We start from the raw sequence: 17027 nt of genomic DNA, 5'->3' as shown, positions 1-17027 counted from the left end.
TACCGTTTTTTTATTGCTTTATCTTCTGTAAATAATCAATAATCCCAAGTGCACTTACTTGCATATCTAAATTAATAAGAATATAAGCAGGATGATCCTCCGGAACACCAAGCTGCTTCAAATGCTCCTTCACACGTTTGAATAATCGTTCTGCTAAAACATCATATCCTTTTCCTTCTTTAAAGACTTGCTCTCCTTCTTCCACAAAAATATCTAACCACTCTGAAACCTGATGCAATGCTTTCGTTGTTTGAAGTGTAGCTCCAAAATGTCCAAAATAAATAAAGTCTAAATTCATTTCAAGAAAACGGTCAATTGATTCATGCATTGCTGTCGGGTCAAAGTGATTTGGTGAAGTTGTAGGTAGAAACAAATCAATACCAAGTGGCTCTAATTGCTCATATTTTATTCCTGCTGTATCTCCAGTAAACATTCCGTTACTAACCGGGTCATATATACCTATATGATGCCTTGCATGACCTGGCGTATCTAAAAATTGTAGCGTACAACCTGGCCCAATTTGTAAGGTATCCCCTTCACTTTTTTCGATAATCTTTTCTTCTTTTACCGGTTCCACTGGATCAAAAAATTCCGCGAAACTGTCCCCATAAATTGCTCTAGCTCCACTTGCTAATCTGGACGGGTCAATTAAATGCCTTTTCCCACGTGGGTGTACAATTAACGTTGCATTTGGACATAGCTTTAACAATACTCCTGCACCACCTGCATGGTCCAAATGGATATGTGTTACAATGATGTATTTTACCTCGTTTAACGAGTGGCCTAAATCCTCTAGTCCTTTTTTAATATATTTGATTGACGGACTTGGTCCTGTTTCAATAATTGTTAGCTGTTCCTCATCAATGACATATGTACCCGTTCTAGACGGAATCCCCATGTCAAATCCATCAATTAAATGAATTCGATCGTGAAGACGAATTGGCAATCTTCCTTGCATATTATCCCTCTCCTCTTAATTATCTATCTTCATCGTAGCATATTTTTACATAAATTCACGTTCTTTACCTTATTTTATTCTTTTCCTTTATATCTAAAATAACTAATTCCAATGAAACGTATTTTAGCTAATTTATGGCTAGGATATTTCAAGCGGAACAGAAAATAATAAACCTGATTCTTCTTAAGGAGGTTTTAAACTTGAACATGAATAATCAGACGCAAAATCAAAACTTAACAGGTACTTCTCAAATGCCTGCCCAAATAAGCCACGGTGGTCATGAGCTTTTTGATGCACATGAAGCAATTGGTGGTTTAGTTGGTGGTTTGGAACAATATATGATTTATGAGCAATATGTTCAAGATCCACAGCTCAAAACGATGATGAACCAGCATAAGAGTTTCTTAACACAGCTTTATAATACGGTGGTAGAAACTCTTAAAACTGGAAATGAGCCTACTGTTAAGACACAAACGTACAATATGGCGTCAAGTAATGATGTGTTATATGGTATGACCCCATCTCAACCAAAAAAACCAGCACAATCGCTTAATGAAATTAATGACGAATGTGTAACCGGCTTTATTATGGGAGTTCTTAAATCTAATGCATCAGCATTTACAATGGCGGCACTTGAAACAACGAACCCTGTCTTAAGAAGAGTATTTGCAGACAGCATCCCAAACGTAATTGAGATGGCATATGAAGTGTTCCTATATCAAAATAAGCATCAATATTATCAAGTTCCACAGCTTAAACAAGAGGATATGCAAAATTATATAAACAGTTTTGCTCCTATCCAAGGAACAATGCCACACTAACAGTTTGCAAACAATGGTGCTCGGAAATTTTCGAGCACCTTTTCATTTTTATGAATCTAATTTCCAAATTTTAACGTATGATTAATTACATATAAAAATAGGAGGGTTCACATGAATAACCATGAGATTGATTACAAGTTATACGGTGACGACATGCAATTTGTAGAAGTAGAGCTTGATCCACAGGAAACCGTTATCGCTGAAGCAGGTAGCCTTATGATGATGGATGACCACGTAAGAATGGAAACGATTTTCGGAGATGGATCTGGAAGTAATCAAGGTGGCTTGATGGGAAAATTAATCGGTGCAGGTAAACGAGTCATAACAGGAGAAAGTTTATTCATGACTGCTTTTACTAACGAAGGAATTGGTAAAAAGCATGTTTCCTTTGCCTCTCCATATCCTGGGAAAATCATCCCGATGGATTTGAGTGAGCTTAACGGAAAATTAATTTGTCAAAAAGATGCATTTCTAGCTGCCGCAAAAGGTGTGGCGGTCGGAATTGAATTTCAAAGAAAACTCGGTACAGGTTTCTTTGGTGGAGAAGGATTTATCATGCAGAAGCTTGAAGGAGATGGAATGGCATTTATTCATGCTGGTGGGACAATTCATCAAAAGGAGCTACAAGTAGGTGAATCCATCCGAGTTGATACAGGATGTCTAGTTGCAATGACAGGTGAAGTTGATTATAGTATCGAATATGTCGGTGGAATAAAAACGGCTTTATTTGGTGGCGAAGGCTTATTCTTTGCTACGTTAAGAGGACCTGGTACTGTTTGGATTCAATCCTTACCATTCTCAAGACTTGCTAGTCGAATATTTGCTGCTGCACCTGAAAGAGGAGGTTCCAAAGGTGAAGGCAGTATAGCCGGAGGATTATTTGATTTACTAGGTGGGGATCGAAAATAACATAAAACGGATAGTTCAATAGGAATCCCATTTGAACTATCCGTTTTTTTATAGCTTCTGTCCATAATATTTATCTATTGAGAACCCTCTACCCAAAATTTCCGATGCATTTAAAAAGATCACGAAAGATGTTGGAATTTCTTGCTGAAGTAGACCTTTTAGTTTTACAGCCTCTTGTTGCTCAGCAACACATAATATTAACGTTTTATCCATATTGGAGTATCCTCCAACCGATCGTACCTTTGTTAAGCCACGATCAATTCCATTTCGGATTAACTCCTGTACTTTTTCTTCCTCCTCTGTAATAATAACAACTAATTTAGATGCAGAGGTTCGAAGCTGGATAAAATCGATTGCTTTACTACAAATATAAATTGCCATCAGTGCGAAAAGTGTTAGTTCTAAACTAAATACGAAGATGGACGAAAAAACAACGACTCCATCTACTACTAACTGTGTATACCCACTGGATTTCCCTGTAAACTTTTTGAGAATTTGTGCAATCGAAGCAGTTCCGCCAGTAGAGCCTTTTCCTATATATACGATTCCAAGACCAATACCCAATACAATCCCACCATAAATCGCTCCAAGTATTGGATTAGTGACGGTAATTGGTGTGTTAGCAGTAAGCCCAATCATAAACGGCACCCAAAAAGTACCTAAAAGCGTTTTTCCTCCGAAGTCCTTGCCTAATACTAGCCATCCAATTACAAATATCGGAATATTAATAACAAATTGTGTCATAGCAGGGCTATATCCAAATAATTCATACAAAACAGTACTTATTCCCGAAATACCACCCGCAGCTAGTTTAGATGGTAATAAAAATACATTATAAGATAAAGCTACTAAAGTAGCCCCAATAATAACTAAACCATATTCTTTTATAACCGTTCTATGTTGTAGTTTCATTGTATTTTTTCCTTTCCATAACAGACAAGCAAATATTATTCTATCATAGAATCTAGTAAATTGAATACAATCAATAATGTCTACATGTTGCTACAGACAAGCTTTAAACCAAACTTTCCCAATAGTAAATTCTGGAAATTAACTTGATTCATAGATTGTTTTGAGTTAAAATCAAGACTTGACGACTTTCTTATAGATTTTAAATGAAAGTCTCTATGAAAAAAGATGGGGTGAATACGATGAAAAAAATGTTAACATCAAAAATGTCCTTCTTTTTAATAGCAGTATTACTAATCTGGTTAAAATCATATCTGATCTATGTAAATGAATTCAATTTAGATATTAAAAATGACATGCAACAATTTTTACTTTTCTTCAACCCACTTAGCTCGGCACTTGTTTTCCTCGGAATAGCGTTATTTGCTAAAGGAAAACGAGTTGGGCTTTGGATTATTATAATTGATACATTTATGAGTATACTTGCATATGCAAATGCTGTTTACTACCGTTTTAATAACGACTACATTACACTTCCAACTTTAACCCAAACCGATAACTTCGGAAGCTTAGGTGGAAGTATTGCAAGTCTTATTCAATGGACAGATATATTTTATGCACTTGATGTTGTCATCCTTATTGCCTTATTCATTTGGTTTAAAAAAGGTTGGACTACAGAAAGAATGAGCCGTAAAAAGCCAATATTAGTTCTTATCATTGGACTAATTGCTTTTTCAGTAAATTTAGGCCTAGCAGAAGCAGATCGACCAGAACTGCTAAAAAGGACATTTGATCGTAACTATATTGTAAAATATATTGGGATATATAATTTTGCAATTTACGATGCAGTACAAAACGTGAAGTCATCCTCTCAGCGTGTACTTGCTGACAGTGATGATATTACGGAAGTAGAGAACTATACGAAGAATAAATATGCAGAACCAAACCCAGAATTGTTTGGTGTTGCGAAGGGTAAAAACATTATTAAGATTCACTTAGAGTCATTCCAAACATTTTTAATTAATTATAAGTTACACGGGGAAGAAGTTACACCTTTCCTTAACTCTTTAGTGAATGACCCAGAACAAGACTTTACGTATTTTGATAATATTTTCCATCAAACAGAGCAAGGTAAAACAGCTGATGCAGAACTAATTACGGATAACTCTATATACGGGTTATCACAAGGATCTGCTTTCGTTACTAGAGGTACAAATACGTACCAAGCATTACCTGCTATACTAAATCAACAACAAGACTATACTTCTGCGAATTTCCATGGTGATTACAAATCATTCTGGAATCGCGATGAAGTTTATAAACAATTTGGTACAGATATTTATTTTGATGCTAGTTATTATGATATGTCTGAAGAAAATGTTATTAACTATGGTCTTAAAGATAAACCGTTCTTTGAACAATCTATGCCAATGTTAAAATCATTAGATCAACCATTCTATGCACATATGATGACATTAACAAACCATCATCCATATGTCATTGGTGAAGAAGAAGCATCGATTGCTCCAGCAGAAACTGGAGATAAATCAGTAGACACGTACTTCCAAACTGCTCGTTATCTTGATGAAGCATTAGAACAATTCTTTAAAGATCTAAAGGAAGCTGGTTTATATGAGGACTCTGTGATTTTCCTTTACGGGGATCACTACGGTATCTCTCAAAACCATAATCGCGCAATGGCAGAAATCATTGGTGAAGAAATCACACCATTTAAGAATGCCCAATTGCAACGTGTTCCATTCATTATTAAGATTCCAGGTGTAGATGGTATGGGAACTGTTCACAAATATGGCGGCTTAATTGACATTATGCCAACGCTTCTACATTTAGTTGGAATTGATGCACAAGATTATATCCAATTCGGAACTGACTTATTCTCTGATGGACATAAAGAATTTGTTCCATTCCGTAACGGTGATTTCATTACTCCAGAATACAGTGTAGTATCGGATACGTACTATGACAACAATACTGGGGAAGTAATCGAACCTACGGAAGAAATGCTAAAAATGAAAGAGGAAGTTCTACGCGAACTTGAACTTTCCGATAAGTTACTAAATGGTGATTTGTTACGTTTCTATACGCCAAATGAAGATTGGACACCTGTTGATCCAACCCAATATCGTTATGGAAATGAAACTGGAATTGTTCCATTTCAATTAGAACCAGAAATAGAAAAACCAATAGACACAAGACAACCATATATACAGAAATAATAAAACGAGTAATCTTAAGGAATATTTTCCTTTTGATTACTCGTTTTTATTTACCGTAATTCGCTCATACTAACATTGAATACTCAGGAAAGAGGTGAAAGTTATGGGACGCGGTGACCATAAACGTAAGACCGGGAGAAACTTTCTTGCTCAAACTCCAAAGAATCAATTATCTGATGGTATTGATGTAGAGTATTCAGAGGAATTGGCTGATCATGATGATAAAGTAGCCCAAGCTAGAAGTAGGGCTGCAGACAATCGCGCGAAACAGAAATAAATAAAGGTGGCCTTAAATATGGCCACCTAAACTTATAGCAAATAATAATTGTGCCGTAAAATATGTACTCATGACAACGTAATCAGCTAGTTTAAATTGTTTATTAAATTTGTTTATTGCGAGTACACCATCAGAAATAAAAAATAGTAGAGCAGCTATCATAAGAATTTTGTTACCCGTTAAAATAGAAAGTCCTAGCATGGTGGATATAACCGTAATGTAAAAGGCTACTGCTATAAGTAATGGTGGACCCCCCTCCTTTTTAACTCCTTTGAACAGAATACAGAAGAACAATACAGCGATCAGTAGCAAACTTCCAATGACAATTAGAGTATCGCTAGTAAAGGAATAAGAATAACCATATACAAACGCAATTATATATAAAATATGACCGAGTAAAAAACTCACTAGTCCGTGTACAAACCATTTATCAGAGAGCATTAGAAAAATGTCTCCAAAAAGTGATAATATTAGTGCTGACACAATGAGGTAGCTGTAAAAGCTGTTTAATTCCGAACCATATATAGCAAGTACAATAATAAGAAACATTGTTCCTGGTTTTAATATGTATTTAATAAGGTTGTTGTTAAAAAATATCGCAAAGGTTAAATATAAAACGGCAGATAAAATAATTAGTCCTATTAGGATTTCGTACATATTACTCCCCCTTCCTACTACAAATTCTACATTTCAGTGAAAAAACCCTCTTTTCTTTGCAAACCAACTATATACTCTTTTACAATGATTATGAAAAGCGAGGTTTTCAATAATGAGTAAGAAGAACGTAGAAGATTATATCACAGAAGGAATATACGGTACTCGGTTACCTAAACAAGAGGAACGAGATTACTTCCTTGGAACGTTACGAGAACGTATAGTTATTGCGTTAACAATTGGTCAGGTAATGACGGACAAAGGGATCCAAACCCTTGAGGAAAACATGAAAAACAATCAAGAAGCAAAGTTATTATTTAATGGAAAAATTGCATCGAAATTTCTTAAAGCTGAAAAAGAATTAGCAAATAAATATAAAATACCTTATACCGTTGTTAGTAATGAAGCAGTTGAAACCGATATAGGAGCGGTTTTAACGTACGATTATGCAATTGATGAAGAACATATTTTTATGGAAGAAAATTTCGAAGAGCATACTTCCGAGGAGAAGAAGGAGCAAAAGTCTAACCTTTTTTCCAAAATCAAACGTTTATTTTAACCTTCTCGTATAAAACGAATTGTTCGTTTCATACTAACAATGGAGGTGTGTAAATTGGCACAGAAATACCGATGTCCAAACTGCAAAACAAATCGTTCGCGGTTTAATATGATTGAGCAAGTTGCAAAACCGGTAAAATTAGACCCTCAGACTGGCGATATAGTAAACGATTATACTAGTAGTGCTCTTGAGCCATTTCATACCGCATACAATGGTCCTAAGTATCGAATCCAATGCGGATCATGTGGCCTAATTGAAGATGAAAATACATTTATAAAGTTTGGTGAACGTCCTGTTTAAAGCCACAGACTAAAAATCTGTGGTTTTTATTATTTTTTCTTTTTCTGTTAAACTTATGATGGAGGTGTTTTAATGCGGTTAATAGATAAAAAAGTTATTGCTCTTGTAGAAGATGATTTTGAAGACCTTGAGCTTTGGTATCCCATACTGCGCTTACAGGAAGAAGGAGTAACCGTTCACCTAGTGGGAAAGGAAGCAAATAAACAGTATATTGGTAAATACGGCGTCCCGGCACAATCGGACTACGCCTTCCAAGATATCAAATCTGAAGACTATGACGCCATCTTAGTACCTGGAGGTTGGGCACCTGATAAACTGAGACGTTATCCTGAAGTATTACAGTTTGTAAAAGAAATGGATGCGGCAAAAAAGCCAATCGGACAAATTTGTCATGCAGGTTGGGTATTAATCTCTGCCAATATCTTAAAAGGTAAAAAAGTGACCAGTACGCCTGGCATCAAAGACGATATGACAAATGCTGGGGCAACTTGGTATGATGAACCAGTTATAGTAGACGGGCATATTATCTCAAGCCGCCGTCCACCAGATTTACCACCTTATGTAAAGGAATTTGCAGATTTATTAGCAGCAAATTAATTCATAGAGGTAGGGACAAAAGTGTTTTAAGCAAAATCCGTATATATCCGGAACTAGTGTGGCATGTATTACGTTCGCTGCTTAACCTTTAATATGTCTCAACCTCTTTTCTTTGTTTGCACGTTAAATTTGTCCTATTCTTTACACATAGAAACCGTTTTCATATAATAAAATTAATTATGAAATTCGGGGGAGGAGTTACATGAAACAGATTCAAGAAGGTACTTTACTTTGGCAGCCAACAGAAGAGCGAATAAAAAACGCAAACATTACATCATTTATGTATTGGCTGAATGAAAACAAAGGCCTATCTATAACTGATTATGACCCCCTTTGGGAATGGTCGGTTGAAAACATAGAAGATTTTTGGAAAACCATTTGGGAATATTTTCAAATCCAATCATCTACTCCATTTAATCGTGTACTATCTTCCCATCAAATGCCCGGAGCAAAATGGTTTGAAGGTGCACAAGTAAATTACACGGAGCATATTTTCCGTAATTATAATAAAGACAAAACGGCTGTAATACATACTTCTGAGCTGCGGCCAAATCAAGCAGAAGTAACATGGGAAACGTTATATAAAGATTCGGCTGCACTTCAACAAACTTTAATACAACTTGGAGTTGAGAAAGGTGACCGTGTTGTTGCTTATATCCCAAACATCTATGAATCAATCGTTGCCTTACTAGCTACTGCAAGTCTCGGCGCCATCTGGTCCAGTGCATCCCCAGATTTTGGAAAACAAAGCGTAATTGACCGATTTAAACAGATTGAACCAAAGGTTATGATTACTGTAGATGGATATCGTTATGGTGGAAAAGCATTCGACCGTATGGATGTTGTAAAAGAAATCCAAGCAGAGCTACCAACCTTAGAAGCAACTATTGCCATACCTTATCTGAATCAGGCAGAACAATTTTCAGAATTAAAATTGGTGAAGCTTTGGGATGTAGCGGTTCAAAATAGCGGACAAGAGCTTATGTATAGACATGTGGAATTTAATGATCCTCTGTGGATATTATTCTCCTCTGGAACAACTGGGAAACCGAAGCCAATCGTCCATAGCCAAGGTGGCATGTTAATCGAGCACTTAAAAGCTTTAACGTTCCATACAGATTTGCATGAGGATGACCGATTTTTCTGGTTTACAACAACAGGTTGGATGATGTGGAATTACTTAGTTGGCGGGCTACTTACTGGAAGTACGATCATTCTTTATGATGGTAGTCCAACTTATCCTGACAAACGAATGTTATGGAAACTAGCAGAAGATACAAAGATGTCCATATTTGGGACTTCAGCTAGCTATATTACAGCTTGTATGAAAGATGGTTTCTCACCTCGTGAGGAATTTGATCTAAACCATTTAAAAACGATTAGCTCTACCGGTTCACCACTTCCTCCTGAAGGATTTCAGTGGTGTTATGATAATGTCAAAGAGGATCTATCGATTGCCTCTATTAGTGGAGGTACCGATGTATGTACGGCATTCATCCTAGGTGTTCCAACACTCCCAGTTTATGCTGGTGAATTACAATGTCGTGGACTTGGTGCCAAAATTGAAAGCTTCGATGATCATGGCAAGCCGCAAGTTGGTGAAGTCGGAGAATTGGTTTTAACACAACCTTTCCCAGCAATGCCAATTTATTTTTGGAACGATGTGGATGGCAGTAGAATGCATGAAAGTTACTTTGATATGTACCCTGGTATTTGGAGGCATGGGGATTATGTCAAAGTTACCGAGCGAGGTACTTGTATTATATATGGTCGTTCTGATGCAACAATTAACCGCGGTGGCATTCGGATTGGCACAAGTGAAATCTACCGTGCTGTAGATCAAATTAAAGAAATCGCTGATAGTTTAATAGTTGATATCCCCTTAGGTAGCGGTGACTCCTATGTCCCATTATTCGTTATCATGGCAGATCATCAAGAACTTACAGAGGATATTATGGATGCGATTAAATATCAAATTCGGACCCAATGCTCTCCAAGGCATGTTCCAACTGAGGTTATTCCAGTTCATGATCTGCCTCGAACATTGAACGGCAAAAAGTTAGAGATCCCAGTTAAAAAGATTTTAATGGGGCAGCCAATTGATAAAGTAGCTAATAAAGGATCATTAAGTAATCCGGATTCCCTTCTTTTCTTTGAAGAGTTTGCAAAAGCAAAACTTAGTTTATAAGCTAAAGATGATGAGCCTGCTCATCATCTTTTTTAGTTTTAAAGTCCGAAGCAAATGGTGCTACGGGGATATCATGATGTTTTTTCGTTAATTTAGCGTAAAAATCAGCTAGAGGCCCTTCCTCATCACTTTTTTCACCAATTCATACTAAAATTCAGCTTGAGACCTGCCATCACGCTCTTTATTCCGTTATCTTATTAATCCTCATGCCCACAGCAAAATTCCATAAGAAAAGGAAGGGAACTCCCCTTCCGTCTAACTAATTAATATCATGTTTATTATTAACCAAAGATGACTTGGCAGTATAAAGCACTACTTTACCCGAACCTGTTCGAAGTCGGATTAGGTTTTCACCATTACCAGACTTACCACGTAACCGGTTTTTTTCAATTCGTTCCATACTCATCGGTAGTTTCGTCACGATTCCTCCAGAACCAGTTTTAATATCAAACATTGAATTAAGCTCGAATTCTTGAAACTCAACATTAATGCTGCCGCTTCCTGTTTTCAAATCTAATGCTGAATTCTCCGAGACAGAAATGTTTATATTCCCTGAATTGGTATTACCTTTAATAGAACCACTATATTCCCTGAAGTGAATATTCCCTGATCCTACACGGGCGTTCGTTGTTTCACCCCAGAAGTTTTCTGCATCTATCTTTCCGGAAGTAGAACTTAAATTAGCATTTTTCATATAAACGTCTTTTACAATTATTTTTCCTGACCCTGCCTTTAGTTCTAATTCTTCTCCTTTAGCACCAGATATGAAGATAGCCCCAGAACCAACACTGCCACTAATATCTCCATAAACAGAATCCATCTCAACATTACCAGAATTTGCCAGGAACCTTAATTTCTCTAACTTAAGCTCATTCGCCTTTATTTTCCCCGACGTGGTATTTAAAGCCATTTTACTAGCCATTATTTTTGCGATGTTAATAATACCTGAAGTTGCATCAACTCGAACTGTATCTGCAAGTAGATTCGTTAATTTAATTTTTCCTGAGGTTGCCGAGATATCTAAATTATCCGCTATATTTACTGGAACATGTATTTGTAAAAGACATTTCGTTACCTCTCCCAAATTAAATATAATCTGTCGTTCTCTTTTAGCTGTAATCGTTAATGTATCATCCGTCTTCTCTGTTTCTAACACTGGCCCACCTTCATATGTTTGAAGCTTTATATCCACTCTAGGCGATTCATGCGTCATAATCTCCACTTCTGCTACATCAACTGAAACAAAAAAATGCTTAACTTTAGCAACATCAAACGATTCTTCTTGAATGACGTTATTTATAGTGCTTCCAAATAGTTTATTGAAAACATTCATTACCATATCCTCCCGCAACCGATTTACTATCCTAAGTATATAAAATTTAATACCTTATACCACATACCATCGCAGTATTCTCTCTCGGTCTTAGGTCTGATTTTAAGAATCCAAAAATCGCTCTCGTTGTTCAGGAGTTGGTATCATGCAGGCATCGCGTTTTCCAAACCATTTATATCGATTCTTAGCAAAGTAACTGTAAGCCATATCTCTAATTGGTTTTGGTACGACAATAAACACATATAGTAACTTCCATAAACCTTTTAATCCTTTACACACTTTTAGTACTGCGGTGGATCGATCATATACCTTATCGCCCTCTAGATAAATAAAACTATCTAAGTTATTCGGGATCTTATTCTCATCTAATAACTGCTCGCCAATTTGACTTTGTAAGGAAGAAAATTTAAATAACCCCTTTGTATCTCGTTTTATAATAAATTGGACACTGGAATTGCAAAAATTACATACGCCATCAAATAAAATAATCCGTCTCATCTATCTCTCACCCCTTCTATTAGTACAGGAAAAGCACTCCTATATAAGAAGCGCTAATTACTTAAAAAGTAGGCTTTAATTCACTAGAAATTAACTTTTTCGTTAATTGGCTAACAATAACATAGGCAAAGAATGATACAACTACCGGTACGACTACCGCATGAATACCAAAAGGTTTAAACATCATTTGGAAGGCATCACTAAACATCGGTAAGAGCTTAGGTAAAAGATCTGACAATGTGTATAAGCCTACCCCTGTAATGATTGATGCAATAGCACCATACTTGTTTCCATTCTTCCAATAAAGCCCTAAAACAATTGGCCAAATAAAAGCAGCCTCTAATCCACCGAAGGCAAATAAATTCAACCAAATAATCAAGTCTGGTGGATTAAGCGCCATAATAAATACAATTACACCTAACACGGCTGTTACAGTGAGACTCATTCTTTTAACCGTTTGATGAGAAGCATCGGGCTTAATGTAATTAATATACACATCTTTAATTACGGTAGAACTTACTAATATAAGCAATGAATCCACTGTAGACATAATTGCCGCCATCGGTGCTGCCAACACTATACCAGCAAGCCATGCAGGCATTGTTTCTAAGGCAATTAGCGGCATTACTTGGTCACCAATTTCAATCCCCGGATGAATTGCTCTAGCAAATACACCTATTAAATGCATATTTAGCATAATAAAACCAACAACAATTGTTCCTATAATTAATGCACGATGCATCGATTTCGCGCTTTTATAAGACATGGCACGAACTGCAATTTGTGGTAAGGCAATTACCCCTACCCCAACTAAAATCCAAAAAGATGAAACATATGCTGGTGATAGCGTTCCCTCAGCACCAAACGGCGTAATCAAGTTAGGATTTTCTGCCGTTAATTCCGCAATAATATTCGGAATACCGCCACCAGCAATAATAGTCGCAATTAATAAGATTAGTGTTCCTACAAACATGAAACTACCTTGAATCGCATCTGTTAAGGCAACTGCACGGAAACCACCAATCGTAACATAAACCAATACAGAAACGGCAAAAATAAACAATGCCGTCGTATAGGAAATCCCAGTTAGTGATTCAATTAATCTAGCACCACCAATCCATTGTGCGGCCATTGCCGAGAATAAAAAGACAACAATACTAATAGCAGAAAGGATCACGACTACCGGAGATTTATAACGTTCTTTCAAAAAATCTACCATTGTAATCGCTTTGTACTTCCGTGTTACAATGGCAAACTTTTTCCCTAATACCATTAATACAAAATAACCAGTCACTACTTGTGACATCGCGAGCAAGACCCAACCAAGCCCTTGTGTATAGGCTGTTCCTGGTCCACCAATGAAACTACTAGCACTTCCATATGTTGCTGTCATCGTCATTGCGAGAACAAAGCCACCAAGGCTGCGTTCTCCTAGAAAATATTCCTGCATAAAGGAATTAGACTTTTGTACGAATCTACTAGCATATAACCCGATAAAAAATATAAGTACTAAAAAAAGAAACAACGGTATAATTGCAACCCAATTCTCCATTAATTAGCCCCCTCTTCATCTTCATCCTCGAAGGGAATCTCTACAAAAAATGCCTTAACTACTATAATTACTAAAGCTACCATAACAATAAATCCGACTACACAACTATAAAAGAACCAATCAGGTAATCCAAAAATAAACTTATATTCTTCAGGGTCTTTACTTCCTAAACCATATGCAAAAGCATACCACCAAATAAAATTAAATATCGCAAGTCCGACCCCAATTAAAGCCTCACGATTTGAAATTTTATTCAAATCATATTTATTGTTTTGCATCATTATCCCCCCTTGACCTATATGTAAAAATTGTTACCTTTACTATATAGTAAAGGTATACAAAATGAAATAGCCATCATACGTTTAACAGACTCATTATAACAAATAAACAATATCCTTATAAAAAAACCAGAATAAAATGCAATTTTATTTTTGTTTCTACGTCTAATTTATTGAGAACCAGGAGGTGATGTATTGTGTCGCATAATGAAATAATATCAGATTGGTTTGAACGCTTTGGGAATGATATCTATCATTTTTTAATATATAGAGTTGGTCCAACTGAAGCAGAAGACTTACTGCAGGAAGTCTTCATAAAAGCGCTAAAGGGGTTTAACAGCTTTAAAGAAAATGCAACTCCAAAGACATGGCTATTTAGTATCGCGCGCAACTTAGCCATTGATGAATCTAGAAAGAAAAAGTCCAAAAAATATGCGGAAACGATTCCATTAGATCATGCGAAGGAACCAAAAACAGATACTTCTCCTGAAACCATCCTGGACTTAAACGAAAATACACAAGCAATATTTGATTGCATTCAACTATTAAAACCTAATTATCAAGATGTTATTATCCTACGGGGAATAAAAGAGCTTTCTGTACAGGAAACAGCAAAAATATTGAAGTGGAGTGAAAGTAAAGTTAAGTCGACACATCATCGAGCTAAAATAGCTTTACACGAAGAGTTAAGGAGGTGTTTCTCTTATGAAGAGACTGAATCACCTAGAGCAGCTAGATGAGCACTTACGAAAGATGCCGAAACCAAACTTAAATAAGCAGACAGAATTACAAATAAAGAGAACCATCCTAAATACAAGAACATCAAAAGCAAAGCAAAAAAGGAAGCTAAACTTCAAGGGAATAACCGCTACTGTCGGTGCATTAGCAGCAGCATTTTTATTTGCGGTATTAATATACGGAACCTTAGGGGAAGAACCACAACCAACTACACTACTTTTATCTAGTTTTGTAAATGATGAGATTACAAAAATTAACGGAACAATGGAAGACGAATCATACCTATCAGAAGAGGAAACAATCATTAACTTATTTTACGAAACTATAGGTGAGACAGAGTTTATCGAAACCGACTCAGAAAAAGCCGAGTTCACGGAGATATTAGAGGTTTATGACGATAAAGATGTTCTACTGGAAACGTTCCAATTTAGTGATTCCAATATCGTCATGATTGATGGTAAACATTATAAATTTGACTCCTCAAAATGGGAGGATTTCAAAGAAATGTTCTTCACAGACAACTATTTAGTAGGGGAAGACGCGGAAGACGTACAAGAGGAACCTCCTGAAGAAACTGCTAATGTAGAAGATTTATTAAACGAAGAGATAGCAAAAGCACCTAGTGAGCGAGACTGGGATAAAATTTTAGAATATATCCGTCAAGGGGCTAGCTCGGATAGGGCTTTACACCTTGCCGCAAAGGAAAATCTAGATACTATCGTGGAACAATTGTTGCAACGAGGGGCAAATCCAAATAGTTTGGATGCAAATCAGAACACCCCACTTACACTAACGACAAGTACAAGAGTCGCTTCCCTTCTTATTAATAGTGGAGCCGATATCGAACATCGAAATGCTCGTAACTATAACGCACTAGTTCAGGCTGTTTATGGACATCAGACGGAAATGGTAAAACTGCTATTAGAGTCAGGAGCAGACCCAAATACAACAATTACACCGGATAATGAGTTTACTGTGTTATGGATGGCTGTGAAATTCGATAATCAGCAAATCAGAGACCTACTCATTCAGCATGGAGCTAATTTAGTTGACGAGAATGAATACGCTTCTTGGATAGCAACTGAAATTCCAAAACTAGAAGAAATGATTAATGAGGACTTACTCTATTATGCTTCTATAGGTAGGCTGCCTAATTTAGACACTATCCAATTACCAGCGGATCCTTCTGCATTACAGGGGCAGCATGGCAAAGCATTCGAATCATTTGCTGTAGAAGGTGGTACAGCTGATGTTTATGGAGAGCATATATTTATCAAACCAGAGGGGCAGGAGTTATATACTGCTTACCAGTTTGAAATAAACCCAGGGGACCATGTTACAGTACTTGATATTGAGAATGTATTGGGGCAACCTAGCTCAACATTTATGAATGAAGTAAATGGAAAGCGATATATTTCCTACAGCTTAGAGCGATATGAACTCCGTTTTTCATTTGATGGTACGGTAACATATCCAAAAGACGAAACTGTGATTAATACTCTAGAGTTAGTTTATAAACAACCAGGTATCGCTGAACATGCTGAAACAATATTTAATTTAATCGCCGACAAAAATATGACGGAGCTCGCCAAGCACGTTCATCCTGAAAAGGGCGTTTTAATTTCACCTTTTCTACAGTTGAAATCAAGACCATGGTCAGAAGAGATTGATCCAATTACGTTCCCAGCCGATAATATTCCTAGCTTACTCGAAGATACAACTGAATATCGCTGGGGGTACCACGGGGGAAGCGGACTACCAATTGATATGACGCCTGCTGAATTCTTTGAGGACTATGTTTATACAAAACAAGGACCAGATGCTTTATATGTCAATCAGCAAACCTTGAATGGTCCGGAGTTCTTTACTGATTATGTTAGAAAAGACTTCCCTGATGCACACATGGTACAGTATACCTTTAATGAAACAGTACCGGGTGATGATTTAAGCTGGGTTCAATTGACATTAATATTTGAACCGTATAACGACGAATGGAAATTAGTTGGAATCCTGCATAATGCATGGACACCTTGATTTGTAATGGGAGGAAAGCCTAGTGCTTTCCTTCTTTTTTAGGTGGGAGAGTCATACTGAGAGTGGGTTCGGCGATTTTCAGTTATGATTCGGCTATAGTTGGCTTGAGTTCGGGTATTTCGGTGCTGAGTCCGGTGATTCGGTTCATTAATTCGGCGAATTGGACTAGGTTCGGCGCTACTGGG

17 protein-coding genes are annotated in these 17027 nt (G+C 36.7%); 10 read left to right on the top strand and 7 right to left on the bottom strand.

What is annotated here, in order from left to right; translation table 11 throughout:
- Positions 1–10: 10 nt before the first annotated feature.
- Entirely contained in the window at positions 11–958 is a 948-nt protein-coding gene (locus AB1K81_RS16225; RefSeq protein ID WP_412977723.1) for an MBL fold metallo-hydrolase, read from the bottom strand.
- 206 nt (positions 959–1164) lie between these two features.
- Between AB1K81_RS16225 and AB1K81_RS16220 the strand changes: the two genes are divergently transcribed.
- On the top strand, positions 1165–1779 hold the full coding sequence (locus AB1K81_RS16220; RefSeq protein WP_412977780.1) for a spore coat protein: 615 nt from the start codon (positions 1165–1167) through the stop codon (positions 1777–1779).
- A gap of 111 nt (positions 1780–1890) precedes the next feature.
- On the top strand, positions 1891–2688 hold the full coding sequence (locus AB1K81_RS16215; RefSeq protein ID WP_412977722.1) for a TIGR00266 family protein: 798 nt from the start codon (positions 1891–1893) through the stop codon (positions 2686–2688).
- A gap of 48 nt (positions 2689–2736) precedes the next feature.
- Here the strand turns inward: AB1K81_RS16215 and AB1K81_RS16210 are convergent, their stop codons facing one another.
- Positions 2737–3600 (bottom strand): YitT family protein, encoded by an 864-nt coding sequence (locus tag AB1K81_RS16210; protein ID WP_412977721.1) that lies wholly within the window; start codon positions 3598–3600, stop codon positions 2737–2739.
- Between the two features lie 239 nt (positions 3601–3839).
- Here AB1K81_RS16210 and ltaS point away from each other — a divergent pair, with 239 nt between their 5' ends.
- Together ltaS and AB1K81_RS16200 are read left to right on the top strand one after the other, a co-directional pair.
- Positions 3840–5834 carry a lipoteichoic acid synthase gene (gene ltaS / locus AB1K81_RS16205; protein ID WP_412977720.1) on the top strand — a complete coding sequence of 665 codons (1995 nt, stop codon included), beginning with the start codon at positions 3840–3842 and terminating at the stop codon, positions 5832–5834.
- 103 nt (positions 5835–5937) lie between these two features.
- Entirely contained in the window at positions 5938–6111 is a 174-nt protein-coding gene (locus AB1K81_RS16200) for a YfhD family protein (RefSeq protein ID WP_412977719.1), read from the top strand.
- Between the two features lie 12 nt (positions 6112–6123).
- Here AB1K81_RS16200 and AB1K81_RS16195 read toward each other — a convergent pair whose 3' ends face one another.
- Positions 6124–6768 (bottom strand): lysoplasmalogenase, encoded by a 645-nt coding sequence (locus tag AB1K81_RS16195; protein WP_412977718.1) that lies wholly within the window; start codon positions 6766–6768, stop codon positions 6124–6126.
- Between the two features lie 112 nt (positions 6769–6880).
- Between AB1K81_RS16195 and AB1K81_RS16190 the strand changes: the two genes are divergently transcribed.
- From AB1K81_RS16190 to AB1K81_RS16175, 4 genes are all read left to right on the top strand, one after another.
- Positions 6881–7324: a YueI family protein gene (locus AB1K81_RS16190; protein ID WP_412977717.1), complete on the top strand. Its 444-nt coding sequence runs from the start codon at positions 6881–6883 to the stop codon at positions 7322–7324.
- Positions 7325–7378: 54 nt separating this feature from the next.
- Positions 7379–7624 carry a DNA alkylation repair protein gene (locus AB1K81_RS16185; protein ID WP_412977716.1) on the top strand — a complete coding sequence of 82 codons (246 nt, stop codon included), beginning with the start codon at positions 7379–7381 and terminating at the stop codon, positions 7622–7624.
- A gap of 72 nt (positions 7625–7696) precedes the next feature.
- Positions 7697–8221 carry a type 1 glutamine amidotransferase domain-containing protein gene (locus AB1K81_RS16180; protein ID WP_412977715.1) on the top strand — a complete coding sequence of 175 codons (525 nt, stop codon included), beginning with the start codon at positions 7697–7699 and terminating at the stop codon, positions 8219–8221.
- 202 nt (positions 8222–8423) lie between these two features.
- On the top strand, positions 8424–10409 hold the full coding sequence (locus tag AB1K81_RS16175; RefSeq protein WP_412977714.1) for an acetoacetate--CoA ligase: 1986 nt from the start codon (positions 8424–8426) through the stop codon (positions 10407–10409).
- A 259-nt stretch (positions 10410–10668) separates the two neighbouring features.
- Here AB1K81_RS16175 and AB1K81_RS16170 read toward each other — a convergent pair whose 3' ends face one another.
- From AB1K81_RS16170 to AB1K81_RS16155, 4 genes are all read right to left on the bottom strand, one after another.
- Entirely contained in the window at positions 10669–11742 is a 1074-nt protein-coding gene (locus tag AB1K81_RS16170; RefSeq protein WP_412977713.1) for a DUF4097 family beta strand repeat-containing protein, read from the bottom strand.
- 102 nt (positions 11743–11844) lie between these two features.
- Entirely contained in the window at positions 11845–12240 is a 396-nt protein-coding gene (locus AB1K81_RS16165) for a thiol-disulfide oxidoreductase DCC family protein (RefSeq protein WP_412977712.1), read from the bottom strand.
- A 61-nt stretch (positions 12241–12301) separates the two neighbouring features.
- On the bottom strand, positions 12302–13792 hold the full coding sequence (gene panF, locus AB1K81_RS16160; RefSeq protein ID WP_412977711.1) for a sodium/pantothenate symporter: 1491 nt from the start codon (positions 13790–13792) through the stop codon (positions 12302–12304).
- On the bottom strand, positions 13792–14070 hold the full coding sequence (locus tag AB1K81_RS16155; RefSeq protein WP_412977710.1) for a YhdT family protein: 279 nt from the start codon (positions 14068–14070) through the stop codon (positions 13792–13794). The genes panF and AB1K81_RS16155 overlap by 1 nt, the downstream gene beginning before the upstream one ends.
- A 197-nt stretch (positions 14071–14267) precedes the next feature.
- Between AB1K81_RS16155 and AB1K81_RS16150 the strand changes: the two genes are divergently transcribed.
- Positions 14268–14810: an RNA polymerase sigma factor gene (locus AB1K81_RS16150; RefSeq protein WP_412977709.1), complete on the top strand. Its 543-nt coding sequence runs from the start codon at positions 14268–14270 to the stop codon at positions 14808–14810.
- Entirely contained in the window at positions 14776–16842 is a 2067-nt protein-coding gene (locus tag AB1K81_RS16145) for an ankyrin repeat domain-containing protein (RefSeq protein ID WP_412977708.1), read from the top strand. Before AB1K81_RS16150 ends, AB1K81_RS16145 begins: the two co-directional genes overlap by 35 nt.
- The last annotated feature ends 185 nt before the right edge of the window (positions 16843–17027 follow it).

Origin of the sequence: Ornithinibacillus jepli (assembly GCF_047228935.1) — a bacterium.
GTDB lineage: Bacteria > Bacillota > Bacilli > Bacillales > Amphibacillaceae > Ornithinibacillus.
The sequence above is the reverse complement of the archived record's forward strand: the minus strand, read 5'-3'. Positions and strand labels throughout refer to the sequence as shown.